Origin of the sequence: Dechloromonas agitata is5, from assembly GCF_000519045.1 — a bacterium.
GTDB classification, from domain to species: domain Bacteria; phylum Pseudomonadota; class Gammaproteobacteria; order Burkholderiales; family Rhodocyclaceae; genus Azonexus; species Azonexus agitatus.
The window spans coordinates 889,461-915,548 of record NZ_KI912532.1; the positions used below are offsets into that span (position 1 = coordinate 889,461).

Sequence of the window (26,088 nt, forward strand, 5' to 3'; positions counted from 1 at the left end):
TTGGCTTGTCCAGAGCCGTATCAGCAATACCCATGGGGGCAAGCCGCGAGGTTTGCCCTTTTTACATGGTGGCTCTCCTTTCATGATCGCCATCGCTTGAACAGCAATGCGTCGGCGCAAAGGCCTGGAGTAAACCGAGGATTGACTGAATCTGACGGGTATCCAGGCGTCCGCTTAGATCACGGAGCTCGTGCCAGAGGGCATATTCGTCAGGGGAGGCATTGGTGGGCAGCAGCACACGCCGATCAGAGCATTTCAATGCCCGATCAAGCTCAGCCACTTCTTCGCTATTCAGGGCCAGCCGGCTGATCAGCCGATCAATGAACGCCCGCCGGGGGAGTCCCTTCAAGCCCTTTTCCAAGGACGACAGATAGCTCTGCTCGTATCCGAGCAGTTCTGCGACCTCCTTTTGCTTCAGGCCGCGCCGTTGTCGAAGTTCGCGCAAATAGCTCGCGAAGGGGCTCATGGTGATATCCGGTGAATCACTACCCGGATAATAATCGGCGGAGATACAAGAAACAAACGTAACCTATTGATATATATGTGAATACAAAATCAACGGGCTTTGGCTGAAAGCGGGGACGATAGGCAGGTCGGAAAAACTACGTTTGCTGATTTTGAAGTAATGAGCATTCTTATTTTTCTCTTGCAATAACCAGCTTTCTGTCGATTAGTCGATTTACTTGAATCGTGAATGGTTTCGTATTTTCCGTGTACGATACCGAGGGTTGATTTGGCGCACTTTTCGAATACAAAGTGATACCCCCACCCATGGCCGAACGAAAAAAATCCCGCCCCGTTTTCTCTGCCGAGCAGAAGCTGGCCATCCTGCACATGCAGCCGTTGCTGTATCCCGAGATGCCGATCACGGCACTCTGCAAGCGGGTTGGCATCACACCCAAAACCTATTACGAGTGGGAAAAGGCGTACAAGGCTGACGGACTGGAGGGATTAAAACCAGTCATTCGTACCCCCTACAGCGCTGCGATAAGCAGCCCGGAGGTGATCCAGGGGATTCTGGCCCTGACCAAAGAACATCCGCAGTGGTCCTGTACGAGATTGCACAAGGAAATACAGAAACGTGGGGTAAAAACCAGTCGCTATGCTTTCGAAAGAGTCCTGGCCAATCACGGACTACTGACTGTCGAATCTCGTGTTGCGGTTGTTGAGCAGGCCATTATCAAAGGCGAGATTTCGCCTAACTCCGAAGAGCTGGAATCGGTGTTCAACATCAATCCCTGTCTGGCTGACTGGTATCGGATGGGAGAACGACCTCGTTATCCGATAGGTATTGAAGCCGTCTCCTTGGGCCAGAAAAACCGGGCGCTACGGGGTCACTACCTCGTTATCACCGTGGATTTCGACAGCCTCTATGTTCTCGGAATACTGGCAAAGGCCAGGGACTATTTGTCAGTGAAGAGACTCGTCAAACAATCACAGTCACTGTTTGCCAGACCACGCGGGTCGCCCGAAGGGCTATTCATATTCGGCAGCATCTCGGAATCGATCCTCACGGAGGCCTATCAGTGTGAAATCTCGATCTACCAGGAAAGCAACAAATATCTGATGAGCACCTGCTTGGGCAGGTCGGAAGGTGCGCTGTCGGTGATCAGGCAAAAAATCAAAGAAACGCTTCTGCCGAAGCTCAAGGAAGCGAGCTCACTTCAAGCCGGCGAAACCCTCTTGGCCTCTTGGCTTGATGAGCATAACAAGGAATCCGGATATCCGATGTATCCGACTTTTGGACGAAAATCTATTGATCTGCTTTCTGTCCATACTCGACCTCTCGTGCGCAGCATTTCTGAAGCGCTTTCGCTCTTGAATAGCGGACGGGATTTTCGGAATCGCAAGCGGACCGTAATGAATCAATAGGCTGGTATTCGGCCTTTGCCGCCGTTGGCTGATCGGTCAATGTTGGTCAGCAGTCTGGCAGTAAGCTGCCGTTGAGGCACGCATCACGGCGACCGGCAGCTAGCCGCCTAATTCTGGACCAATGTACAAGGTCGGCTCTGGCCGAGCTCCGACCTCATGCCAGTAGCAACAGGCAATGGGTCGGCTAATCCGGCCCCTCTCCTGCCTATTTGAGAAAGTCCCCAATGAAGCCAATAGCAGATGATGCTGAATGTGAGCGAATGAGCACTTTGTGATCCGAGTACCAGTATTTTTTCGTTACCACTTGCATCCCGTCACAACCAAACCAAAGGCAACGACGGATGCTCCAATCAACCGACGCTTCCAGTCCTGCTGCTCCTTGAACCAGGTTACGGAGAGAATGCTGGCAATGACGATGCCGGCATTGGTGTAGGTGACGACCTCTGCGGCTGGGAGCGTTCGCATTGCTTGAATCACCAAGGCATAGGCAGTGCCTATGCAAAGCCCGCCGACGAACATGGCTCTCACGTCGATTCGTTTTTCTGGCAACCAGCGGCCCGTTTTGCGTTTAAGCTCCCACGAAATGCTGAGCCATGCGGCGAGGTAGCCGACGGAGATGAAGCCGATCAATCCAGCAAAGCCAGGAATGCTCCCGGTTGCAGACTTGTCGCTCAAGGAGTAAACACTGGTTGCCAGCATCGCCACGACAGCCCAGGGCAGCGCTTTCCGGTCATGTGCGTTACGCAGCGCGCTCCAGGAAAGCAGCCAAAGCCCGAAGGCACTGATGCCGATTCCCAGCCAGGCGTTGGCGCTCAAAGATTCCCCTGTTAGCAAAACGCTCCACAAGGCAATGAGCAGAGGGGAACTGCGAACCAGCGGGTAAACCAATGCAACGGGTGCATGCTCGTAGGCCTTGCGAAGCCCCCAGAAATAAATGACGTTGGCCGTTGCCGACGTGATGAGCAGGAGCGTAAAACTGAAGGTCCAGGTTACGCTCGTGATCAAGGCGGGGAATCCGATTGGGCCTAGCAGGATCAGATGTGTCAGCAACACCCACCATAAGGGGAATGCATCGCCAGGTTGCCGTCGGGCGATGAGATTCCAGGCGACATGCATCGCCACCGAGGCTGCTACGGCCAGTATTGCCTCATTCATTTCCCGTGCCCAGTTCTACGGTTTCACCATCTGAGGCGATAGAAACTCCCATCGGTGGCACTTGGCTTTCGTCAGAAAGTCTCCAAGCGTCGAAAGTGTGGCCAATATGCGTCAGCCAAGCATGTGCCGGCTGCACGCGTTCGATGATTTCCAGTGCCGCCGTCCAGTCGTTGTGGTTTTTCGGTATGCCGCCCGGCGGAAAGGAGCAGTCGATGGCCAGATCGTATTTTCCCCAGCGACGCAGCCATGCCTCCGTTTTGGGGGGAAGGCCGAGGGTGTCGGTGAGATAGGCGAAGCGGCAGCCGTCTGAACCTTCAATGGCATAGCCGACGGTTGGCTTGGAATGGATCAGAGGCAAAGGGGTGACGAAGCAATCGCCTACTTGAAACCCTGTGAACTTCTCAACGGTTTTGAAGTTCAGTAGTCCAGGATTCCGATAGAGGTCTGCGCAGCCTTCGGTATCAGGAGGCCCCCAGACTTGGATAGACGCACCGACACCCCATCGGAGGTGAAACAATCCCTGCACATGATCCGGATGGAAATGGGTCAGCGCGATTGCATCCAGGCTTCCCGAAGGAAAACGGTGATCCAGATCCATCAATCCGGCATCGAGCAGAATGCGGGTCGTGGCAGTTTCGATCAGGGCGCAGCAGGGCCGCCGAATGGCCTCTGGCTGCGTTCTAGCTCGCTCACACGCAGGGCATCTACACCCGTAAAGCGGAACGCCACCGGCAGCACCGGTGCCGAGGAAGGTCACGCGCATGCCAATGCCTTGCTATGAGCCTGGATCAGACTGATCAGTGCTTCCCCTCCCGTTTCAAGGGTGTCTTCGTTGCGGATGATTTGAGAAAAGCTCCCACTCAATCGCAAATCACGATTGCGTTGCAGGCGTTGTTCGATTTGTTCAGCCGTCTCGCGGGAGCGGGCGCTCAGGCGGTCGCGCAACGTCGTTTCGGAAACCTCGACCAGCACAGGCAGCAGTTCGGGATAGCGCTGACGCGCCATGGGCAGGTATTCGCGCGAACCGTTGACCACGACAGTTACCCCCTTAGCCAGCCATTGATTGATCTCGATGCCGATACCGTAGGAAAGTCCATGGCTTTGCCAGTACAGGGCAAACAGGTTCGCCTGAGTCCTGGCGGCAAACTCGTCTGTCGACAGGGCGATGTGATTTTCCCCGCCGGCATCGGCCGGTCGGGTGATGTAGCGATGTGCGAAGCAGATGCCCGGATGCTTCGCCAGTCTTTCGCGGGCGTATTGCATCAGGCTGTCCTTACCGCTGCCGGAGGCACCGACGACATAGATCAGGGGGGCTGGCATCGGGCATCTCCTCAAGCGTGGTCGAAATGGGCGGTCAAGGCCGGCTTGCCGCCGGACCACACCCGCTCGGCCTGTGGCAAACCGCCCATCTGCTTGACGGCGATCAGGTCAGCCCGCTTTCCGACGGCGATTTCTCCGCGATCCAGCAAGCCAGCGGCGCGTGCCGGGTTGCACGTGACCAGGGTGACGGCCTGGGGCAGCGTAATGCCGGCCAGCTCGGGCAGGCGCATCACAGACGGCAACAGGGCCGCCGGCGAATAATCGCCACAGAGACAATCGGCCACCCCGGCCAGAACAGCGTCGAGGGCGCGCATATTGCCTGACTGCGACTTGCCGCGCAGGATGTTGGGCGCACCGAACAGGGTCGCCAGTCCGGCAGATCGTGCCGCTTGTGCCGTTTCCAGATTGATCGGGAACTCGGAAACGACGGCGCCGAGCGCCTTGACCGCTGCGACTTTAGTCGGCGAATCATCGTCGTGGCTGGCAATGGCCACGCCATGCATCCGCGCTTCGTCGGCCAGCACCTGCATGCGAGCTAGGGCGCCCTGGGCTGCCTCGGCCTTGCGCTGCAGAATCTCGTCGAGGGCAGCTTCGTCTGTTTTATAGGTCTTCGCGAGGTACTGGCGATAAGCCTCGACATCGCGAAACTGGCCCTGGCCCGGGCTGTGATCCATGAATGAAATCAGGTGGGCCAGCCCGTCGCGCAAAAGTCCCGAGAGATACGGAGGTGCGGTCTCGTCGGTGATCTCGTAACGGGCGTGCACCCGGTTGTCGATCAGGGCGTGCGGTTGCCAGTCGTGAATCCCCCGGGCGATTTCGGCGGCAAAGGCATTATTCCTGACCCCCAGTTCGTGATTGGCAAAGGACAGCGCATGAAACACGGTGGTGATGCCGGCAGCGGCATTACGCTTGTCGGCCTGGGCGCAGGCGAAATCCAGCGGGAAATGCACCCCAGGACGGGGTTCGACCTCCTTTTCCAGGGCATCGCAATGCAGGTCGATCAGGCCGGGCATCAGGAGGCGACCGGCAAGGTTCATTTCAAGCGCCCCGGTCGTTGTTTCGGGGTCGATGGCTACGATCCGTTCGCCTTCGATCAACACTGCAAGATCGTCGCGGACTTCATCGGCCAGCACGACGCTGGCGTGTGTGAGCAAAATACGTTTCATGAGGCACAGGTCTCCAGAATGTCGGATACGGCCACAGGAGGGGCCAGTTCGATGACACGGTCGCCCAAGCGGCGAACCAGGTCGGGATGGTGAAAAATGGCGAGCATGGCGACGCCTTCGTGCTTGATGGACTGCAGCAGATCCACGACTCGATCCGTCGTGGCAGGATCAAGGCTAGCCGTCGGTTCGTCGAGCAGCAGCAGGCGTGGCCGGGCGATCAGGCCGCGTGCCAGATTGACGCGCTGCTTCTCGCCACCGGAAAAGGTCGCCGGCGGCACGGCCCACAGGCGCTCGGGCACGTTGAGCAAGGCCAGCAGTTCGCGCGCCTTGGCCTGCGCGGCTTCCCGATGTTCGCCGCGGGTGATCAAGGGCTCTGCCACCACGTCGAGAGCCGACTTACGCGGCAGGCAATGCAGGAACTGCGTTACGAAGCCTATCTCGGCATGGCGCAACTGAAGCATGTGGTGTTCAGAGGCCTGGGCCAGGTCGATCCTATGGCCGCCGGCATCGCGGTAGAGAATGCGTCCGCCGCTGGGCAAATAGGTGCGATAGACACATTTAAGCACGGAGGACTTGCCGGCGCCGGTCGGGCCGACCAACGCGGTCAGCTGGCCGGCATGAACGGATAGGTCGACATTGGCACAGGAGGGAATGAGCTTGTTCTGGTCATACAACAGGAAATGCTTGCTCAGCCCTTCGATTTTCAGAATGGATTCCATGGCCATCTCCTTACAAGGCCGAAGCCACCAGCCGCTGGGTATAGGCGTGCTGGGGGTCTTCGAGAATCTGGTCGGTGAGGCCGGACTCGATGATGCGGCCGTATTTCATAACGATGGTTCGTCCGGCGAGTAGGCGAATAACACCCAGGTCGTGGGTCACGACGATCATGGCCGTGTTCAGTTCCTGCTGGATTTCGAGGATCAGGTCGAGAATGCGGGCTTGTACCGAGAGATCCAGGCCGGTTGTCACCTCGTCCAGGTAGAGCAGAGGCGGTTGTGTCGCCAGCGCTTTGGCAATCTGTACCCGCTGCTGCATCCCGCCGGAAAACTTCTTGGGCGATTCGTCCATCCGCTCAGGCAGGACTTCCGTGCGTTCCAGCAGGCGACGGGCGCGTTCACGGATTTCCCCGTAATGGGAGAGATCGCTCATCAGCAGGCGCTCGGCGATGTTGCCGCCGGCGGAGACATTGAAGTTGAGTCCCAGATGCGGGTTCTGATAGACCATGCCTAGCCGGTGATTACGCAACCATCGCTGTTCGGCGGCATTCAGGGAGAACAGATTCCACTGCCGCGCCTCGTCGAAGACGATAGCCTCGCCTGCGCTGGGCGCATCATCGAAATACAGGGTTTTGACGACCGTCGATTTGCCGCTGCCGGATTCACCCATGATGCCGAGAATCTCCCCCGCATGAAGGTCGAAGCTCACGCCATGGGCAGCGACCACGGAGCCACAGTGCGGGCAGATATTGGTATCTGCCTCGGGGCCGGTGCTGTCAATGCACTGCGGGCAGCCACGGCCGTGAATCTTGGTCAGGTTGCGGACTTCCAGTATTTTCTTCATGCGCTCACCTCGTGGGAAGGCTCAGCTAGACGCTGGTTGCAGTAATCGGAATCGGAGCACTGCCAGACCTTGCTACCATCGTCGGCGATTAGTTCGTCGAGGAAACTATCGTCGGCACCGCAGCGCCCGCAGGTACGTCGAGCCCCGTGTTCGTCACTAAAGTCCTCGGTGCGGAACGGCACGTCGTCGAAGGCCAGTGGCGCGGCCACGGTGTAAGGTGGCACGGCATAGATCTTCTTTTCCCGGCCGGCACCCAGCAGAACCAGCGCCTTCGAACGATGCAGGCGTGGAATGTCGTAGCGTGGGATCGGGCTGGGGTCGATGACGTAATGGCCGTTGATCCGCGTCGGATAGCGGTGCGAGATGGTGATTTCGTCAAACTGCACGATGTCCTCGTACAGTTTGGTCAGCAGCCGTGAATAGTCGCCTTCACCGTGCATTACCTTGCGCTTGGCTTCGGAGGGTTCAATCACAACTAGCGGGTCGGGATAAGGCACCTGCAGGATCAGCACTTGCGATTCGGACAGTTCAACTTCCGGAATGCGGTGACGCGACTGAATCAGCGTCGCCTCCGACGTCCGTTCCGTGGTATCGACGCCCGGGCAGGTCAGTTCGACGAAATGGCGCAGGTTGACCGCATTGACCGAGTCGTCCGAGCCTTGGTCGATCACCTTCAGCGTATCGTCCTGGCCGATCAGCGATAGGGTCAGTTGCAGGCCGCCGGTACCAAATCCGCGCCCCATCGGCATTTCGCGCGAGGCGTAAGGCGTCTGGTAGCCGGGAATGGCAATGGCTTTCAGGATGGTGCGCCGGACTTCGCGCTTGGCGAACTCGTCGAGAAAACCGAAGCTGTAGTCGGCCTCGTCGAGCGGTAGTTCATAGTTCGGATTCACGCGTTTTCTCCTTGACGCCGGGGCTGGCTTTCTTGCGCGCACTGAGCAGCCTTGGCCTGGGTTGTCCGCAGGCGATCCATGTCGGATTGGAAGGTGACGTAGTGCGGCATCTTGTAATGGCTGGCGAAACCCATGGAATCGACGCCATCGACGTGCAGCAGGACAAACTCAGGATCTTCTGAGGGGTTGCGTGGCCCATCGCGCATTCCCTTTTGCAGGGCACGATCAAGGATGGCCATGGCAATCGCCTTCACCTCGTTGTGACCGAAGCAGGCACCGTAGCCCAGCGTGAAGACAGGAGGCCCGTCGGTGTCGGTACCTTCATACATGGCCACCACCTCGCACTCGGTCATCAGGACTTCACCCGCTTCGATGGGTTCTCCCGTTACCGGATGCGGCAACATGATCGGCAGATAACCGACGCGCAACTCGGCGATGGTCGGATGCACATCACCATAACCGCGCATGTTGGAATAGGCGATGGCCAGCAGGGAACCTGTTTCGGCGCGTGCCATCGTGGCCAGCGCGGCTGAGCGTGCGACCGGAAAGACCAGCGGATCGCGGGTAATGTCGAAAGGCGTTCCGGCCGGACCGTTGAGGGCGGGCAGCAACCCTTCGGCGCGCAGGGCGTCGACGACCTTCGGAAAGCAGTCGGGCAGATCGGTTTCCGGGGTGTTCGCCATGAAGTGACGGGCCACATCGCGGAAGGATTCCGGCGACTCGTTCGCCAGGTCGAGACGCATCAGGCGCAAGGCGTAATCGTTGGTCGGTCCAAGCATCTGGCCACCGGGAATGTCCTTGAAGGCACTTGATATGCGCCGGATCAGGCGCATTTTCCCGCTGTCCTGGATGGGGGCTTCGAGCAGTCGGGGTTTGGTCGAACGATAGGCGCGTAATGCGAAGGCCGCCTCCAGCGTGTCGCCCTGCATTTGCTTGACAGCCAGCGCCGCCAGACGTGGGTGATACAGCCCACCCTCGGAGACGATGCGTGAGGTAAGCAGTCGCAACTGGTTTTCGATGGTCGATAGCGACAGCGGTGTGCCGGTATCCCCCTCGGCGGTGCGCAGGGCTTCCAGGGCTGCTTCGGCGCCACGGATCGCACGGCCGCCGCCCTTGATGGCAACGTAACCCATCAGTTCGCTCCTTTCAGGTCGATGCGTGTGGTTCGGGGTAGCGCCAGCACCTGGCGTTCAGCCACGACGATCATGTCCACACCCAGCGGAAAGCCGGCATTCCATTGCTCGCGCTTCTGCCACCAGACAGGATCGACGCCCTGGACGGCAACCGTCGCAGTGCCGTCGATACCCGGCCCGCTCAGGTGAAGGCTGGCACCGGTGCCGAGACGTTCAGCAACGACGATCAGGGTGGCACCTTGTTCGGGGTTTTCTAGGCTACCCAGGATGGGCTGGAAATCAGGGGGGAGAACGCCAGGCTGGACGACGAATTGCGCCATTTCCGGTGTCCCTGAGTTGGCGCCCAGGCGGCGATGCTCGTCGTCGTCCAGTAAGCGATGCGGGTCAGCCAGGCGGTTGCTGCGGTCGACCAAGGTTGCCAGCAGAAGTGGCAGGCCATGCTTCGCTTCAGTCGCTAGTTGGCCCAGCCGGCCAGGATAGGCGAAGCAGTTCATGATCTGGCGAAATGCGCCCTGTTGCGCCACAGGTTGCCAGTCGGTACCCGCGGAACGGATGTGATCAGGCATCGTCATCCTCCTCATCAGTTGTTCCGAGCAGGGAGAAATCAACGCGGGTCGCCGCCATCAGCTTCTGGCGGTCGACGGTGATTTCGCGGATTTTTTCAGCACCCTCGTTAAGCAGGGTGCGGGCCGTTTCGAACCCAGGCAGACCGGCGGCCAGAACACCGTCGAGAATGGCCAGCGAACGGGCCAAGCGGGCGCGGTCGTCCATGATGATCGCGCCACCTTCAACAGCCTTGCCGGCACCGTCGGCAATACGGACATGGGCGCGGGCCAGTGGGATTTCTCCGAGGTAATACGCCTCGCCGAGCGCCCCGTCGTTGAGCGGTAACAAGCCGAGGCCCGACTGCGGCAGTTCGATATCTTCGACAACGTAGCGCTTGCTCAGCTCGTCGGCCGCAGTTCGAACTCGGTCGGCCGGAAGAGCCGTCCATAAACGCAGCCACTGGCTACGCGGTAAATCAGTGTGGGTCAGCATGACCATGGAACTCCTATAGACTTCGATTTATCTGGATGTCTAGACGTGTTTGTTTGTGCTTGGCAAAAATGAAGCCAATGCTTAGATCAGCTTGTTGCGGATGCGCGCCGACAGTTGATCAAGGATGAAAACGAAGATGAAGATGGCGATCAGGATGGTCATGACGTGGCCGTACTGGAACATGTCGAAACGCCCCTTTAGTTCCTGCCCGATGCCACCCGCACCCACCAGACCAATGACGGTTGCCATACGCAGATTGCGATCCAGAATGTAGGCGGTGTAGGCTATGTACTGCGGCAGCACTTGCGGTACGACGCCATACCAAAGCGTTTTCAGCTTGCCGGCACCAATCGCTTCGAGCGCCTCCTGCGGCTTCTTGTCAGCGTTCTCGATGTCTTCGGCGTAGAACTTGCCGAGAAAACCCGCCGCATGCAGCCCCAGGGCCAGCACACCGGCAATCGGCCCGAAACCGTAAGCCAGCACCAAGAAGAGTGCGACGATCAGTTCCGGAGCGGAACGCAGCAGACTGATGAAGCCTCTTGCTGCGGTGTAGCTCGCCTGGTTCGGGCTATAGTTGCGGGCCGCGAAGTAAGCGAGCGGCGCGGAAAGGATGACTGCGATGATCGTTCCCCAGAGAGCGATTTCCAGCGTTTCGATCATCTTGATGAACACCGACACTACATAGCCGACGGGTTTGACCAGCACCTCGACCGATTCTGAGTGTGGTTCCAGTTGAAGCGTTTCAGTGTTCATGCGTTGCTCAACGCGCTCTTGAACTTCGATGCGCGAGAGAATCGGAAGCTGATCGCGTTTGAACTCTGGCAGGCGGGAGATTTCCTCCGTTTCACCGAGCACAGGCGGCCACATTGAGGTGGCAACCCGGGAGAGACCTCTTACCACCTGGGAATCGTCGGCAACGCCAAGCAACTTGCCAGCGGCCTCGGTCGTCATCATGACCATCTTGTCCATCTCGGTTCTCTGCCCCGTGAGGATTAGTACGATCAAGATGGCGGCAATGATCAGGAGATGTCTCAACGAATAAGGCGCATCAAGATGCCAATGCACCTGGCTGCCCGGCGCGGGAACGGGAATGGGTTTTTGCATGGCAACCTTAGACATGTGCGAGTTCAAAACCGGCGGCTTCCGGTTCTGCCTTTTTGGGCGGATCTTCCCAATGTGCGCCGTGATACAGGGCGGATACGCGTTCATCGGTGAACTCAGCGGGCGTGCCGTCGAAAACGATCTTGCCGTCACGCATGCCAACGATGCGGTCACCGAACTCCCGCGCCAGATCGATCTGGTGCAAGCTGCACAGCACCGTCGTGTTGTGCTCACGTGCTGCATCGCGAATCAGCGTCAGGATGTCGCGTGAAATCTTGGGGTCGAGACTGGCCACCGGTTCATCAGCAAGAACGACCTCCGGATCGAGCATGAAGGCTCGGGCAATACCGACCCGTTGTTGCTGGCCGCCAGAGAGATCGCCAGCACGGCGTTTCAGGTGGGTCGGTGCCAGCCCGACCCGTTGCAGCAATCCGCAAGCCTTGCGGCGGTGCTCCGACCGGAACCAGCCTGTCAGGGCGCGGGGTGTGGAAACTACCGGCAGCAAGCCCGACAGAACATTGGCGGCAACACTCAATCGCGAGGTTAGGTTGAAATGCTGGTGAATCATGGCAATGCGGCGGCGTAACTGCTTTTGGGTGGCGTGTGTCAGTGCCGTGCCGTCGATGCGCACCTGGCCTTGCGTTGGGTGCATCAGACCATTCACCGCACGCAGCAGGGTCGATTTGCCGGCACCCGAGGGGCCGAGGATGACGCAGAACTGACCGCGCGGAATATGCAGTGAAATGTCGCTCAGCGCTTTGGTGCCGTCTGGCCACGCTTTGCCGAGATTGTCGAAGTGGATCATGGCTTCGCCTTTCAGAATCCTGTCCGGCACGACCGGAGTCGTGCCAGTTTTGTTATAGGCAAGGCGGATCAGCGGGTGCTGGCCTTCTTCATGATGTCTTGCTTGACTTGGTCGGTGACCAGTTCAAACATCTTGCCGGCCTTTGCCATGTCGCCTTCGCTGACATTTGCGGTATAGCCGTCAACCTTGCCACCACCATAGCCACGGATCTGATCTTTGGTGATGCCAGGCAGCTTGTCGACTTGGTTGAAAGCGTCCTTCAACTTGCCCTTGATGCCGGCATCGACCTTCGGGTGAATAGCCAGCGGCGGATAGGGAATCGGCGAGCTCTTGACGATGACTTTGACCTTGCTCGGATCGATTGCCTTGCTGTTGACCGCTTTCTCAAAGGAGTCAAAAGAAGCGCCGCCAGCGTCGACCAACCCTTCGGCCATTGCCTTGAGAACGTTGGCGTGGCTGCCGGCCATGTTGATGCCGCCAAGGTCGCGGGCGGGTTGCAGGCCACTCTCGATCATCATCGCGACCGGTACGTTGAAGCTGGATGTCGAGTTCACGTCACCCAGGGCGACTTTCTTGCCCTTGAGGTCGGACAGCTTGTTGATGCCGCTATCGGTACGGGCAAAAATGCCGGAGTAGTAAACCGAGTCGCCATGACGAACCGCCAAAGCCAACAACTCGGCGCAACCTCGCCCCTTGGCCTGAAGATAAGAGGCCGGGCCATACCAGGCAATATCGGCAGCGCCATTGCACATGGCTTCAACGACAGCCGAATAGCTCTGACCAACCTTGAGATCGAACTTCAGGCCGGTGGCCTGCTCGATGGCCGAGAAAATCGGCTGAAAATCCTTCTTGGTGCCGTCTTCCGTACCACCGTCGGCTGGAATGAGGATGACGCGCAGCGGCTTGGCGGCGCTGCCATCGTGCTGGACTTGGGCAAAGCCGGTGATCGGCAGTGCCGCAGCGGCGGCCATGCCAAGCGCCAGCAACTGGCGGCGAAGGGTGGATTTCAGATACATTATTCAGGCTCCTGCAAGTGGGGTGACAAAAGGTGAGGTTTGAGCGACCTTCAGGGATTGATGCGCAGTTGGATCCGGTCTGCACGGAACCGGGTAATCGCGTATTCGACCGGGGCTCCATCCCGGTCGTCTACGTTGACACTCTTGACCCGCAGCACCGGCCGGTTCTGCGGCATTCCCAGACACTTGGCGTCATCTCCTTGCGGGAGCACCGCCGTCACCAGACTCTCGATGCGACGTAGCTGGCAGCCATACTCGGCGGCGAGAAAGGCATGCAGCGAATCGCCGAGGTAGCGCGACAGCAGGTCAGGGAAGCGTTCTGCGGGAATGAAATGGGAAATGACGCACATGGGACGTTCGTCGACCGTGCGCAGCGTCTCGATCCAGTGCACCGGGTCGCCTTCCCTAATGGCCAGTCGCTCGGCTACCCTCTTGATGGCAGGCAAGGTCTGTTTGCGGAGAATCCGGTTGGCCGTGAACATGCCGAGGGCTGCCAGGTTTTCAGTGAAACGGGTGCCTGTACCAATCTGGTAGTCCAGTTGGCTATCCAAAACGACTACTCCCTTGCCATGACGGCGCTCGACCATCCCTGTATCGACCAGTTCGTCGATAGCTCGGCGCAAGGTATGGCGATTGACGCCAAATCGTGCTGCCAGATCACCTTCCGAAGGGAGGAAATCCCCGGGCGCGTACAGTCCGGATACTTCCTGTTCCAGTTGCCTCGCAATCTGGGCGTACAGGGCTTCACCGGATTCACGGGTGACGGCGTAAAGGCTCATGTGTAGTCATCTAGATAAGTGGATGACCGGCACGATACCTATTGAGTGTTACGCTGATATGACGTTGCCGCGACAAACAGGTACTGCACAGGAGGAATGAGAACCAGGCGAAAGCTGAGCTGATCTAGGTCTGTTGACTGATGAAAATCGCTCGTTCTTCAGAGTCAGACTCAACGGCCGGATTGGCCGAGAAGCAGAAGGTAAAAAAGCCGACCTGGGCGGTCGGCTTTTCAAATCCAGCTAAATCCAGAAAAACTGGAAAAATCCAGACTTAAGCTGGATCCTACAAAACCCGGCATCAGATGTCGATCCGTGCGTTGAGCGCATTGGTTTCGATAAATTCGCGGCGCGGCTCGACATTTTCGCCCATCAGCGTGGTGAAGATTTCGTCCGCAGCGATCGCATCGTCGATCTGCACACGCAGCAGGCGGCGTACCTTGGGGTCCATGGTCGTTTCCCACAACTGCTCGGGGTTCATTTCGCCCAGACCCTTGTAGCGCTGCTTGCTGATGCCGCGTTCGACTTCGTTGAGCAGCCACTTCATCGCATCGCCGAAATTACCGACAACCTGCTTCTTTTCGCCGCGCGCCATCACCGCCCCGGCGCCGAACAGGCCGGCCAGGGTTTCGGCCGTCCGCTTGAGTTGCAGGAAGTCACCGGAGAGCAGCAGGTCCTCGTCGATCAGGCCGACCTTCAGGTTGCCGTGGTGCATGCGCTCGATGCGCAGGATCCAGCGTTCCTGAATGTCGTCGAACTTGGGCACGATGCGCGTGCCGGCCGAAATGTGGGCGGCGATCAGTTCGCCACTGGCCCGCGCCTTGTCCTCGCTGGACAGGTCGATGGCCAGGTTGTGGCGGACGATGGCGTTGAGCACTTCGGGGTTGATGATGTGCGACAAGCGATCGATCACCGCCTCGGTCGCCAGCCAGGAACGGGCCAGGGCTTCCAGGGCCGGACCGCTGATGCCGTCAGCCCCGGCGCGCGGCGTCAGTACCGCCTCGTCGAGCGCCATGTTGAGCAGGAACTGGTTGTATTCCTGGTCGTCCTTCAGGTAACGCTCCGTCTTGCCGTGCTTGACCTTGTAGAGCGGCGGCTGGGCGATGTAGATGTAGCCGCGCTCGACCAGTTCCGGCATCTGGCGGTAAAGCAGCGTCAGCAGCAGGGTCCGGATGTGGGCGCCGTCGACGTCCGCGTCGGTCATGATGATGATGCGGTGGTAGCGCAGCTTCTCGACGTTGAAATCATCCTTGCCGATGCCGGTACCGAGCGCCGTGATCAGCGTGACGATCTGCTCGGAGGAGATCAGCTTGTCGAAGCGGGCCTTCTCGACGTTGAGCACCTTGCCGCGCAACGGCAGGATGGCCTGGAACTTGCGGTCGCGGCCCTGCTTGGCCGAGCCGCCGGCGGAGTCACCCTCGACGATGTAGATTTCGCACAGCGCCGGGTCCTTTTCCTGACAGTCGGCCAGCTTGCCGGGCAAACCGACGCCGTCCAGCACGCCCTTGCGGCGGGTCATTTCGCGCGCTTTGCGGGCCGCTTCGCGAGCCCGGGAGGCTTCGACGATCTTGCCGCAGATGGTCTTGGCATCGATCGGATTTTCCAGCAGGAAATCGGCCAGCTTCTGGGCAACGACTTCTTCGACAGCCGGACGGGCTTCCGAGGAGACCAGTTTCATCTTGGTCTGCGAGGCGAACTTGGGGTCCGGCATCTTGACCGACAGCACGCAGGCCAGGCCTTCGCGCATATCGTCGCCGCTGATGTCGACCTTGGCCTTCTTGGCGATCTCGTTTTCGTCGATGTACTTGTTGATGACACGGGTCATCGCGGCGCGCAGGCCGGTCAGGTGGGTGCCGCCGTCCGACTGCGGGATGTTGTTGGTGAAGCAGAGCACCTGTTCCTGGTAGGAATCGTTCCACTGCATCGCCACTTCGACGCCGATGGTCACGCCAGTGTCACCGACCTTGGCTTCGCCCGACGAGTAGAAGATCTTGGGGTGCAGGACCGACTTGGTGCGGTTAACGTACTCGACGAAGCTTTGCACGCCGCCCGCGAAGGCGAACAGTTCTTCCTTGCCGGAACGCTGGTCGACCAGCTTGATGCTGACGCCGTTGTTGAGGAAGGATAGCTCGCGCAGACGCTTGGCGAGGATTTCGTAGTGGAATTCGACATGGCCGAAGATTTCCTCGTCGGCCAGAAAATGCACTTCGGTCCCGCGCTTCTCGGTATCACCAAGGATTTTCAGCGGCGAGATCTCAAAACCGTCACGCGTTTCGATGACGCGATCGACCGGCACGCCCCGGCAGAATTCCATGAAATGCTTCTTGCCATCGCGGCGGATGGTCAGGCGCAGGAATTTCGACAGCGCATTGACGCAGGAAACACCCACCCCGTGCAGGCCGCCCGACACCTTGTACGAGTTCTGGTTGAACTTGCCGCCAGCGTGCAGTTCGGTCAGCGCGATCTCGGCCGCCGAGCGCTTTGGCTCGTGCTTGTCGTCCATCTTGACGCCGGTCGGGATACCGCGACCGTTGTCGGAGACAGAAATCGAGTTGTCGGTATGAATGGTGACCACGATGTCGTCGCAATGCCCGGCCAGAGCTTCATCGATCGAGTTGTCGACGACTTCGAAGACCAGGTGATGCAGGCCGGTGCCATCGGACGTATCGCCGATGTACATGCCGGGACGCTTGCGCACGGCTTCCAGTCCCTCGAGGATCTGGATGCTGGATTCGCCGTAGGCCGGCGCGGCGCTTTGCGGGACGTTCTCTTCACTCATTGTTTTGGTTCCACGTGAAACTGCAAAAGGTCTGCCCGGCTGGACAGACCTTCCAGGGATGCTGCTCGGACAATCAGATGCGCATCGGCATCACGACGTACTTGAAGCGCTCGTTACCCGGCAGGGTAATCAGGGCGCTCGAATTGGCGTCGTTGAAACTCCACTGGATTTCATCGGCATGGACGTTATTCAGCACGTCCAGCAGGTAGCCGACATTGAAGCCGACATCGATGGTTTCCCCGGTGTAATCGACTTCGATTTCTTCCTGTGCCTCTTCCTGCTCGGCGTTGGCGGCGATCAGCTTCAGGCTGTTCTCACTGAGCACGACACGCACACCACGGAATTTCTCGTTGGTCAGGATAGCAGCGCGCTGCATGGCCTGCATCAGGGTCTGCCGGCCAACCTTCATGTGGTTGCGCAGACTGGCCGGTACGACGCGCTCGTAGTCCGGGAACTTGCCGTCGATCAGCTTGGAGACAAGGACGATGTTGCCAAAGGCGAAGCGGACCTGATTGGCCGTCAATGTGATGTTCAGCGCATCGTCGGTATCGACCAGCAGGCGGTTCAGTTCGAGCACAGTCTTGCGCGGCAGGATCATTTCCTGGCGCGGCAACTCGGCCTCGATACCGACGCTGGCGAACGCCAGGCGATGACCGTCGGTGGCCACGGCGCGCAGTTCGGTGCCTTCGACCAGCAACAGCAGGCCGTTCAGGTAATAACGCACATCCTGCGCCGCCATGGCGTACTGCGTCTTACCCAGCAACTGGCGGAAAGCTTTTTGCGAAATGGAGAACTGCCTGGTCTCGCCTTCGCTGATCGTCATGCGCGGAAAATCATCGGCCGGCAGGGTCTGCAGGCTGAAGCGGCTCTTGCCTGCACGGACCTGCAGACGCTTGTCTTCGAGCACCAGGCTGACGTCGTTCGTATCGGGCAACGAGCGAAGGATTTCCTGCAGTTTGCGGGCGCCAACCGTCACTGCGCCGTCACCCTCGCCGCCAGCCCCTTCGGTCGTCGTGGTGATCTGGATTTCAATGTCGGTAGCCAGCAGCGTCAGGCGCTCGCCCCGCTTTTCCAATAGCACGTTGGACAGGATGGGCAGGGTGTGGCGACGCTCGACGATTCCCGACACAGACTGCAGCGGGGCCAGAAGCGTGTCTCTTTGGGTTTTAATAAGAACCATAAATTAAATTCCTTTATAGACTATATCGGGAACAATTCTGTGGATAACTGAAATTTTTCGTTTTACTTCAGTGTCTTGAAATCAAAAATTCGGTCTGCGAAAGTCTCTGGAATGCCTGTGGATGAAATCCGGATAATTTTCCCACAAAGCCGCTTTCGCCTGATGATTCACAAAGCGCCGACAAGTTCTGCACAGGTTTATCGACAGCCCTAGCCTTTCAGTACTTGCAACAACACGTGCAAATCGTGGTTCAGCTCGTTTTCCTTGCTGCGTAGGCTATCGATGGTCTTCACTGCATGGATCACCGTCGTGTGGTCGCGCCCGCCGAAGGCATCGCCGATTTCCGGGAAGCTGTGCGAGGTCACTTCACGACATAGCCACATCGCCACCTGGCGCGGCCGGGCGATGGCCCGTGTCCGTTTCTTGGAGAACAGGTCGGCGACCTTGATCTTGTAATAGTCGGCCACCGTCTTCTGGATATTGTCGATGCCAACGTTACGTACCGAGCCGATGACGTCCTTCAATGCTTCCTTGGCCAGGTCCAGCGCAATGGCCCGGCCGTGGAAGGAGGAATAGGCCAGCACCTTCTTCAGGGCGCCTTCCAGTTCGCGCACATTGGAGCGCAGGTGCTTGGCGATGAAGAAGGCGACTTCGTCGTCGAGCTGGATGCCCTCCGCCTCGGCCTTCTTCTTCAGGATGGCGACACGCATCTCCAGTTCGGGCGGCTCGATCTGCACCGTCAGGCCCCAGTCGAACCGGGTGACCAGGCGGTCATCCAGGCCGTTGATATCCTTCGGATAGGTGTCGCAGGTAATGATGATCTGTTTGCGGGCCTCGATCAGCGCGTTGAACAGGAAGAAGAACTCCTCCTGCGAGCGGTTCTTGCCGTTGAAGAACTGCACGTCGTCAAGCAGCAGTACGTCGAGCGAACGGTAGTTGCGCTTGAAGCTGTCAAAGGATTTCTGCTGGTAGGCACGCACCACGTCGGAGTAATAATCCTCGGCATGGACATAACGGACGACCTTTTCCGGGTTCTCGGCCAGGATGGTGTTGCCGATGGCGTGGATCAGGTGGGTCTTGCCAAGCCCGGCACCGCCATAGATGAACAGTGGGTTGTAGGCACCCCCCGGGTTGTGGGCGACCTGCACGGCAGCGGCGCGGGCCAGGTCGTTGGCCTTGCCGACGACGAGGTTGTCGAAAGTGAAGGTCGGAAAGAGACGGGATTTTTCGTAGTTGTTCTTGCGGGTCCCCGGTTTTTCCTGGGCACTGCCCTTGCGCTCGACCGGCGCACCCGGCTTGGCTGGCTTGCTCTCGGCGACTTCCGGGGTCGTTTCGGCGCGGGGCGGTGCGACCTTGCCACTACCGATGACCAGGGCGATGGTGACCGGGCCGGCAAAGAAAGTCTGGCTGTAGTCCTCGATGCGTGACAGATAGCGGTCGCGCACCCATTTCAGGATGAAACCGTTCGGCGCCACCAGACGCAGCCCGCTTTCCAGCGCCGTGCTTTCGCCTTCAAGACGCAAGGGCCTGATCCAGGTGTTGAATTGCTGCGCGGGCAGTTCCTGCTCGAAGCGTTGCAGACAGGATTCCCAAAAACCGGCCATCGACGAAAACACTCCTCCCCGCGCATCCGATTCCGATTCGATGGCGGTTAATAAATCTATGATTTGTATAAAATATTTTGGATTCGTCAGAAACCGTCCGATGCCTGACGAACAGATGATTTTACCCGCCATCCGGCGAGTTATCCACAGCTTTGCGAAATAAATGGCCTTGACAAACCTGACCGGGACAAGGTCTAATCGCGTGTTTTTCTTAGCACATCAAGGGATTACGACATGAAACGCACGTATCAACCGTCGGTCGTGCGCCGCAAGCGCACCCATGGCTTCCTGGTTCGTTCGCGCACCAAGGGCGGCCGTGCCGTTCTCGCTGCTCGCCGCGCCAAGGGCCGCAAGCGCCTGGCTGTATAAGCCGGAATCCGGCGAGGTGGATCAAAGCTTCGCCAGACGCTATCGCCTGACCAAAACGGATGAATTTTCATCCGTTTTTGGTTTCAGGAGGGCGATTCGTGGCAAGTTGCTGATGCTACATTATCAGCCGCGCGCCGCAGGCATGACCGATGCCAGGCTCGGCCTGGTGGTCGGCAAGAAGTTGCTCAAGCATGCGGTAGACCGCAACCGGCTGAAGCGTATTGTGCGCGAACAATTCCGGCTGCGCCGGGCCAGCCTGCCGGTGATGGATATTGTTGTCCGGCTGGCGGTCAAACCCGCTCCGCTCGACGGTAAGCAGATTGCCGACGATATCGTCATGCTGTTCGACAAGCTGCAACGGCCACGGCCGAAGCGGGAGAATGAATGAAGCGCCTGCTGGTCGGCCTGGTGCGTATCTATCAGTACGCGATCAGCCCCTGGCTCGGGCGCCGATGCCGGTATTTCCCGAGCTGTTCGGAATATACCGTCGAAGCAGTACAGAAGTACGGTGCCTGCAAGGGTGGCTGGCTGGGCGTCAAACGTGTCTGCCGCTGCCATCCCTGGCATCCTGGCGGGTATGATCCTGTACCCTGATTCAAGAATTTTTGCGTAGGCTGTTCATGGATACTCGACGCCTGATACTGGTTTTGATCTTCACGTTCTCCAGCTTCATGCTGTGGGAAAACTGGCAGAAGTACAACCAGCCGAAACCGGCTGCAGAAGTCGCGGCGGCCGGCCAGGCAGCGGGCGCTGCGCCAGTGCCGTCGGCCACCTTGCAGGGCAAGGCTGCGCCTGTCACGCCGACTGTCGCCGCTCCGGCAAGTACGGTCGAAACCTTCACGGTCAGTACCGACCTGCTGAAGGCGACCATCTCGGCGCAAGGCGGGGACGTGGTCAAGCTGGAACTGCTGAAATACCGGGAACACGACAAGAAGGACCAGAATTTCGTCCTGTTCGATGCACAGCACCAGTATTTTGCCCAGTCCGGCCTGATTGGCGAAGGGTTGCCCACCCATCGCACGCTCTTCACCCGCATCGCCGGCGCTTCCGAACTGGCCGAGGGCAGCAATGAGCTGAAAGTGCGTCTGGAAGCCGAGCAAAACGGCATCAAGGTCGCCAAGCTGCTGACCTTCAAGCGCGGCTCCTACCTGATTGACGTCAGCTGGGAAATCGCCAACGGCAGCGACAAGGCCATTGCCCCCCACGCCTATTTCCAGCTGCAGCGCGACGACAAGGCACCGGCCGGCGAAACCGCGATGGTGTCCACCTTTACCGGCCCGGCCGTGTATACCGAGGCCGAGAAATATCAGAAGGTGGATTTCGGCCATATTGCCGATAACAAAGCCAAGTTCGCCAAGACCGCCGATAACGGCTGGCTGGCCATGGTCCAGCACTATTTCGTTGCGGCGTTCGTACCCAAGGACAAGACGCCGCGCGAGTTCTACATGCGCAAGCTGGAAGGTGGCAATGTCTTCCAGACCGGCGTGATCGTGCCGGTGGCCGAAATTGCGCCGGGCGCCAAGGGGGAATCCGGTGTCAGTCTGTATGCCGGCCCGCAGGAACAGACCGCCCTCAAGCAGGTTGCCCCGGGTCTCGACCTGGTGGTCGACTACGGCTGGCTGACCGTCGTCGCCGCACCGATCTTCTGGGCGCTGGAAGCCATCCACAAGCTGGTCGGCAACTGGGGCTGGGCGATCGTCGTCCTGACCATTGGCATCAAGGCTGTGTTCTATCCGTTGTCTGCCGCGTCGTACAAGTCGATGGCCAAGATGAAGCTGCTCACGCCGCGCCTGATGCAGCTCAAGGAACGTTTCAGCGACGACAAGCAGCGCCTGAACCAGGAAATGATGAAGCTGTACCAGACGGAGAAGGTCAATCCGCTCGGCGGCTGCCTGCCCATCCTGATCCAGATTCCGGTCTTCATCGCGCTCTACTGGGTGCTGCTCGGCGCGGTCGAAATGCGCGATGCGCCGTGGATCGGCTGGATCACCGACCTGGCTTCGCCGGACCCCTACTTCATCCTACCAGTCATCATGATGGCGTCGATGTTCATCCAGACCAAGCTCAACCCGACGCCGCCGGATCCGATTCAGGCCAAGGTCATGATGGCCATGCCGCTGATCTTCGGTGTGATGTTCTTCTGGTTCCCGGCCGGTCTGGTTCTCTACTGGGTGGTCAACAACGTATTGTCCATCGCCCAGCAGTGGCAGATCACCCGCATGATCGATGCGGGTGGCAAGGCTGCCAACGATGCGAAAGCCTAAGGTGTGAACAAGGGCACCATCGCCGCCATCGCCACGGCCCCCGGTCGTGGTGGTGTCGGCGTCATCCGCATCTCGGGCAGCAATTTGCTGCCCTTTGCTTTTGCGCTGACCGGCAAGTCACCCAAGCCCCGTTACGCGACGCTGGCCGACTTCCTGGCGGCAGACGGCAGCACCATCGACACTGGCTTGCTGCTCTACTTCCCCAATCCCCATTCCTTTACCGGCGAGGATGTCCTCGAACTGCAGGGCCATGGCGGCCCGGTCGTCCTGCAACTGCTGCTTGCCCGCTGCCTGGATCTTGGCGCCCGGCTGGCCGAACCGGGTGAATTCAGCCGGCGTGCCTTCCTCAACGGCAAGATGGACCTTGCCCAGGCCGAGGCGGTGGCCGACCTGATCGACGCCGCGACGGCCAGCGCTGCCCGTTCGGCGGTGCGTTCGTTACAGGGCGAGTTCTCGCGCGCCATCGGCGAACTGAATGAGGAATTGATCAACCTGCGCATGCTGGTCGAAGCAACGCTCGACTTCCCCGAGGAAGACATCGATTTTCTCAAGGCCGCCGATGCCTTTGGCCGCCTGGAACGGCTGCAACGGAAGCTGGCCGAGATCTTCGACCGGGCCGGCCAGGGCAAGCTGCTGCAGGCGGGTCTTCATGTCGTGCTGGCGGGCCAGCCGAATGTCGGCAAATCCTCGCTACTCAACCGCCTGGCCGGCGATGACCTGGCCATCGTCACGCCGATTGCCGGCACGACACGCGATGCCCTGCGCTCAACCATCCAGATCGAGGGCATCCCGCTGCACATCATCGATACCGCCGGTTTGCGCGAAACAGACGATGAAGTCGAGCGAATCGGTATCGAACGCAGCTGGAAAGAAATCGAGCGCTCCGACGTCGTCCTACTGCTGGTTGATTCCCGAACCGGCGTAACCGAGGCCGACCGTGAAATTCTTGAGCGGCTGCCGAAAAACCTGCAACGCATCACCATCTACAACAAGATCGACCTCGCCGGACGCCCGTCTGAAAGACATGACGAAGCCGATGGTGTTGCCATTTCGCTATCGGCCAAGGCCAATCAGGGAATCGACCTGCTGCGCCAGGAATTGCTGCGTATCGCAGGCTGGCATCAGACCGAAGATGTGTTCATTGCCCGCGAACGACATTTGCGTGCCCTCGCTACAGCTCAGGAACACGTTGCCGGGGCCCGCAGCGTCGTCGAGGGCGTTCTGCCTGCCCTTGAACTCTTTGCCGAGGAACTGCGTCTGGCACAACAGGCACTGGGCGAAATCACGGGTGAATTCACTGCCGACGACCTTTTAGGCGTCATTTTCAGCCGTTTTTGCATTGGCAAGTAAGCCACTGACGGCTTGTCGATAAGCCTGTGCACAACTTGTCCATGCAATGTGGGCAAGTCACTAGTTCCAGAAAATTGAAAAATTGTCCCGATTTCATCCACAGGCGATCCAGAGCCTTGCCAAGCCTGTGGATGAATCGATAAACAACTGATTCGTTTCGTTTATTCTGACTTATTCACAGACTTGTTAACGCTGTATTATCAGTATTAACCGTATACACGGTATTTATAAAAAGCTGTGTACAGCACATGCCGCCCTCCAGGCCGGCATTCAGGCTTCCTTGTTGCGTTCTGCTTCGAGGCGGTTACGCCGAACGATGGCACTGGCGATTTCCCGGCTCAGGGTTTCCGCGTCGGGTAATTGATTCGGGCGATAGACAATCAATGGAATGCCGAGACTCTGCAGGGCATGCCGCTTTTCTTCCTCGGGCGAATTCTCGCCAGTACTGTCGGTTGGCCAGGCCAGTTCGATGGCGGCGATGATGGCAAATTCGCTATCGCAGACAATGAAGTCAACGCCGCGCCCGGCCATCCGGCTCAGGCGCTTCGCTTCCTGGCGGCCACGTAACTGGGCGAGTTGGGCCACGCCAACCTGAGCGAATATCAGCATGTTGGGCATTGCCTCGCATAGCCGGCAATAGAGGATCTGCTCGGCATCGTTGAGCAAACGATACTGCTTGCGACGCGAGGTGTCGGCCAGACGGGTTTGTGGATCGAGCTCGATGATGGACGGCTGATTCTTGCGCAGCCGTGTCCGGCTCGGCACGGCGATGATGGAATCGCTGCTGCCGGAATCGGGCGAATACCGGTTGCGACCACGCAACAGCACGACGGCCAGAACAGCCGTGGCGAGCAGGATGGCGATGATCAGAAGGTCCATGTAATGGCCCAGGCGGAACGAGGGGTCATCATCATGGCATAAAAACGGCCATCAATCGTTTGTGGTAAACCCCATTGATGAATCTTTCAGCCAACCGCCGTATCGACGTTCGGGCAGAAAGGCTGGCGAACTGCGGAATTCTAATAAAATCACGGCACTTCGTTCGGACAATTGTCATGCGCATTACGCTCGTTCATCCGGCTGGCTTCAATTTTGTTCCGGGGCAGCCGGATTTTTCGGTACTGGCCAACCGTATGCCGCCAATCGGCATCATGCAGCTCGCTTCCTGGCTGGAAAAATTCGGCCACTCGGTGCAATTGCACGATTGCCTGGGGCCGTATGCGCCGCCGACGACAGCAGAAAACGCCGAGATCGTGCTGGCCACCGAGCCGGACATGGTGGGTTTTTCGGCAACGACTTCCGGTTTCATGGATGCTTTCGAGATCGCCGCACATATCCGCCAGCGCCGGCCGGACATCAAGATCGTTTTTGGCAACGTGCATGTCTCGTCGCTGGGCGCGCCGATCCTGGAAAAATTCCCGGAAATCGACTACCTGGTCATTGGCGAGGGCGAAGGGGCGATGCTCGAACTGGCCGACGGCAAGCCTTTGGCCGAGATTGGCAACCTGATCTGGCGGAACGAAGCCGGGCAGATCATCGTCAATCCGCGCCGCGACCGTATCGTCGACCTCGACGAACTGCCCTTCCCGGCCTACGAAAAGCTGGCCGGTTTTCCGCATGATTACCACCTGCCGCTGTTCGCCTACGAGAAGCGCCATGGCGCGACGATGATCACCTCGCGTGGTTGCCCCTACACCTGTTCATTTTGTGACCGCACGGTGTTCGAGCGGCTGTACAAGACCAACTCGCCGCAGTACATCTACGATCACATGAAATACCTGCGGGACAGGTTCGGCGTCTGGCATATCAACATGTACGACGACCTGTTCACCGCCAAGAAGCAGCGGGTGATGGATCTGTGCGATCTGTTGATCGAGAAGCCGCTCGGCATGCAGTTCAACTGCGCCATCCGGGCCGGGCATACTTCGGACGAGATGCTGCACAAGCTGAAGCAGGCCGGCGCGTTGATGGTCTCGCTCGGTATCGAGTCGGCCGATCCGGCGATGATGGAACGTCACAAGGCCGGCGTGACGCTCGATACGGTGCGCGATACGGTGCGCCAGATCCACGCTGCCGGACTGCGCGCCAAGGGTCTGTTCATTTTCGGCATGCCCGGCGAGACGCCGGAAACGGTCCGCACGACCAGCGATTTCATCCTGTCGCTCGGGCTGGACGAGATGAACATGACCAAGTTCAGCCCGCTGCATGGCGCACCGATCTGGGACGAGTGCGTCAACGATCCGAAGGGCGACTTCATCGAGGACTGGCGCCTGATGAATTGCCTGAACTTCGTTTACAAACCGGAAGGTTTCGAAACGCGCGAGGAGATGGATGCGCTGTACAACTGGCACGTCAAACGCTTCTACGACAGCAAGGGGTATCGCCGACGCTTCGCGAAACGCCTGTGGCAGCACCGCTGGAGTTTGTGGCACGTCATGAAGCACCTGCCGGAAACCATCGCGGCGGCGCGCTATTTCAGCGCCAACAAGGCACAACTGGAGAAGGCCAAGCGGGAGTTCAAGCTGCATCCGCGCCAGCCCCTCGGCCTGAAGCCGCAGCTATCGACCGACCTGCAGATCGACAACATCGTGTCGATGTCGCCGATCAAGCTGACCCGGCGCGAAGCGGCCAAGCGGATCATCCCGGTCGCCTACGACAGTGCAGGCTGCGGGGCAGCGGTATAATTTTCGGTCTTGCGCCGCAAGAA

General features: G+C 59.0%; 26 protein-coding genes. 7 read left to right on the forward strand and 19 right to left on the reverse strand.

All coding sequences use genetic code 11. From position 1 onward, the window contains the following. Positions 1–61: 61 nt before the first annotated feature. Positions 62–466, reverse strand: a complete 405-nt coding sequence (locus K420_RS18145; protein WP_051452952.1) for a helix-turn-helix domain-containing protein — start codon at positions 464–466, stop codon at positions 62–64. Positions 467–771: 305 nt separating this feature from the next. On the opposite strand from K420_RS18145, the gene K420_RS0104415 reads away from it, so the two are divergent. Then, on the forward strand, positions 772–1,872 hold the full coding sequence (locus K420_RS0104415; RefSeq protein ID WP_027456983.1) for a helix-turn-helix domain-containing protein: 1,101 nt from the start codon (positions 772–774) through the stop codon (positions 1,870–1,872). Positions 1,873–2,169: 297 nt separating this feature from the next. On the opposite strand, the gene K420_RS0104420 is transcribed toward K420_RS0104415, so the two are convergent. The 17 genes from K420_RS0104420 to dnaA form a co-directional block, all read right to left on the reverse strand. Continuing rightward, complete coding sequence (locus K420_RS0104420; protein ID WP_027456984.1) at positions 2,170–3,027, reverse strand: EamA family transporter; 858 nt, start codon at positions 3,025–3,027, stop codon at positions 2,170–2,172. Next, positions 3,020–3,790, reverse strand: a complete 771-nt coding sequence (gene phnP / locus K420_RS0104425) for a phosphonate metabolism protein PhnP (protein ID WP_027456985.1) — start codon at positions 3,788–3,790, stop codon at positions 3,020–3,022. Before phnP ends, K420_RS0104420 begins: the two co-directional genes overlap by 8 nt. Then, complete coding sequence (gene phnN, locus K420_RS0104430; RefSeq protein ID WP_027456986.1) at positions 3,781–4,347, reverse strand: phosphonate metabolism protein/1,5-bisphosphokinase (PRPP-forming) PhnN; 567 nt, start codon at positions 4,345–4,347, stop codon at positions 3,781–3,783. Before phnN ends, phnP begins: the two co-directional genes overlap by 10 nt. A gap of 11 nt (positions 4,348–4,358) precedes the next feature. After that, entirely contained in the window at positions 4,359–5,513 is a 1,155-nt protein-coding gene (locus tag K420_RS0104435) for an alpha-D-ribose 1-methylphosphonate 5-triphosphate diphosphatase (RefSeq protein ID WP_027456987.1), read from the reverse strand. Then, positions 5,510–6,232 carry a phosphonate C-P lyase system protein PhnL gene (gene phnL / locus K420_RS0104440; RefSeq protein WP_027456988.1) on the reverse strand — a complete coding sequence of 241 codons (723 nt, stop codon included), beginning with the start codon at positions 6,230–6,232 and terminating at the stop codon, positions 5,510–5,512. The genes K420_RS0104435 and phnL overlap by 4 nt, the downstream gene beginning before the upstream one ends. 10 nt (positions 6,233–6,242) lie before the next feature. Beyond that, positions 6,243–7,073, reverse strand: coding sequence for an ATP-binding cassette domain-containing protein (locus tag K420_RS0104445; RefSeq protein ID WP_027456989.1), 831 nt, complete (start codon positions 7,071–7,073; stop codon positions 6,243–6,245). Then, complete coding sequence (locus K420_RS0104450) at positions 7,070–7,966, reverse strand: alpha-D-ribose 1-methylphosphonate 5-phosphate C-P-lyase PhnJ (protein ID WP_027456990.1); 897 nt, start codon at positions 7,964–7,966, stop codon at positions 7,070–7,072. The genes K420_RS0104445 and K420_RS0104450 overlap by 4 nt, the downstream gene beginning before the upstream one ends. After that, entirely contained in the window at positions 7,963–9,099 is a 1,137-nt protein-coding gene (locus K420_RS0104455) for a carbon-phosphorus lyase complex subunit PhnI (RefSeq protein ID WP_027456991.1), read from the reverse strand. Before K420_RS0104455 ends, K420_RS0104450 begins: the two co-directional genes overlap by 4 nt. After that, complete coding sequence (phnH, locus tag K420_RS0104460; protein WP_198293793.1) at positions 9,099–9,665, reverse strand: phosphonate C-P lyase system protein PhnH; 567 nt, start codon at positions 9,663–9,665, stop codon at positions 9,099–9,101. Before phnH ends, K420_RS0104455 begins: the two co-directional genes overlap by 1 nt. Beyond that, positions 9,658–10,137: a phosphonate C-P lyase system protein PhnG gene (phnG, locus tag K420_RS0104465; RefSeq protein ID WP_027456993.1), complete on the reverse strand. Its 480-nt coding sequence runs from the start codon at positions 10,135–10,137 to the stop codon at positions 9,658–9,660. Before phnG ends, phnH begins: the two co-directional genes overlap by 8 nt. An 81-nt stretch (positions 10,138–10,218) precedes the next feature. Beyond that, on the reverse strand, positions 10,219–11,256 hold the full coding sequence (phnE, locus tag K420_RS18150; RefSeq protein WP_198293794.1) for a phosphonate ABC transporter, permease protein PhnE: 1,038 nt from the start codon (positions 11,254–11,256) through the stop codon (positions 10,219–10,221). Then, positions 11,249–12,043 carry a phosphonate ABC transporter ATP-binding protein gene (phnC, locus tag K420_RS0104475; protein WP_027456995.1) on the reverse strand — a complete coding sequence of 265 codons (795 nt, stop codon included), beginning with the start codon at positions 12,041–12,043 and terminating at the stop codon, positions 11,249–11,251. The genes phnE and phnC overlap by 8 nt, the downstream gene beginning before the upstream one ends. A 68-nt stretch (positions 12,044–12,111) precedes the next feature. Next, positions 12,112–13,059 (reverse strand): phosphate/phosphite/phosphonate ABC transporter substrate-binding protein, encoded by a 948-nt coding sequence (locus tag K420_RS0104480; protein ID WP_027456996.1) that lies wholly within the window; start codon positions 13,057–13,059, stop codon positions 12,112–12,114. A 50-nt stretch (positions 13,060–13,109) separates the two neighbouring features. After that, entirely contained in the window at positions 13,110–13,838 is a 729-nt protein-coding gene (gene phnF, locus K420_RS0104485) for a phosphonate metabolism transcriptional regulator PhnF (protein ID WP_027456997.1), read from the reverse strand. A 298-nt stretch (positions 13,839–14,136) separates the two neighbouring features. Continuing rightward, positions 14,137–16,614 (reverse strand): DNA topoisomerase (ATP-hydrolyzing) subunit B, encoded by a 2,478-nt coding sequence (gene gyrB / locus K420_RS0104490; RefSeq protein ID WP_027456998.1) that lies wholly within the window; start codon positions 16,612–16,614, stop codon positions 14,137–14,139. Positions 16,615–16,687: 73 nt separating this feature from the next. Continuing rightward, on the reverse strand, positions 16,688–17,794 hold the full coding sequence (dnaN, locus tag K420_RS0104495; RefSeq protein WP_027456999.1) for a DNA polymerase III subunit beta: 1,107 nt from the start codon (positions 17,792–17,794) through the stop codon (positions 16,688–16,690). A 209-nt stretch (positions 17,795–18,003) separates the two neighbouring features. After that, complete coding sequence (gene dnaA / locus K420_RS0104500; protein WP_027457000.1) at positions 18,004–19,398, reverse strand: chromosomal replication initiator protein DnaA; 1,395 nt, start codon at positions 19,396–19,398, stop codon at positions 18,004–18,006. Between the two features lie 234 nt (positions 19,399–19,632). Here dnaA and rpmH point away from each other — a divergent pair, with 234 nt between their 5' ends. From rpmH to mnmE, 5 genes are read left to right on the forward strand one after another with little or no spacing between them, the layout of a single operon-like run. Next, complete coding sequence (rpmH, locus tag K420_RS0104505) at positions 19,633–19,767, forward strand: 50S ribosomal protein L34 (RefSeq protein ID WP_027457001.1); 135 nt, start codon at positions 19,633–19,635, stop codon at positions 19,765–19,767. A gap of 16 nt (positions 19,768–19,783) precedes the next feature. Then, entirely contained in the window at positions 19,784–20,155 is a 372-nt protein-coding gene (rnpA, locus tag K420_RS18155; RefSeq protein WP_051452954.1) for a ribonuclease P protein component, read from the forward strand. Next, entirely contained in the window at positions 20,152–20,361 is a 210-nt protein-coding gene (gene yidD, locus K420_RS0104515; RefSeq protein ID WP_027457002.1) for a membrane protein insertion efficiency factor YidD, read from the forward strand. Before rnpA ends, yidD begins: the two co-directional genes overlap by 4 nt. A 26-nt stretch (positions 20,362–20,387) precedes the next feature. Then, positions 20,388–22,031, forward strand: coding sequence for a membrane protein insertase YidC (yidC, locus tag K420_RS0104520; protein ID WP_027457003.1), 1,644 nt, complete (start codon positions 20,388–20,390; stop codon positions 22,029–22,031). Between the two features lie 3 nt (positions 22,032–22,034). Further along, the gene (gene mnmE / locus K420_RS0104525) at positions 22,035–23,381 is read left to right on the forward strand and encodes a tRNA uridine-5-carboxymethylaminomethyl(34) synthesis GTPase MnmE (RefSeq protein WP_027457004.1); all 1,347 of its coding nucleotides are present in this window, start codon (positions 22,035–22,037) and stop codon (positions 23,379–23,381) included. Between the two features lie 270 nt (positions 23,382–23,651). Here the strand turns inward: mnmE and K420_RS0104530 are convergent, their stop codons facing one another. Beyond that, the gene (locus K420_RS0104530) at positions 23,652–24,260 is read right to left on the reverse strand and encodes a DUF2726 domain-containing protein (protein WP_027457005.1); all 609 of its coding nucleotides are present in this window, start codon (positions 24,258–24,260) and stop codon (positions 23,652–23,654) included. Positions 24,261–24,436: 176 nt separating this feature from the next. On the opposite strand from K420_RS0104530, the gene K420_RS18160 reads away from it, so the two are divergent. Then, positions 24,437–26,065 carry a B12-binding domain-containing radical SAM protein gene (locus tag K420_RS18160; RefSeq protein WP_035854521.1) on the forward strand — a complete coding sequence of 543 codons (1,629 nt, stop codon included), beginning with the start codon at positions 24,437–24,439 and terminating at the stop codon, positions 26,063–26,065. Positions 26,066–26,088: the final 23 nt, after the last annotated feature.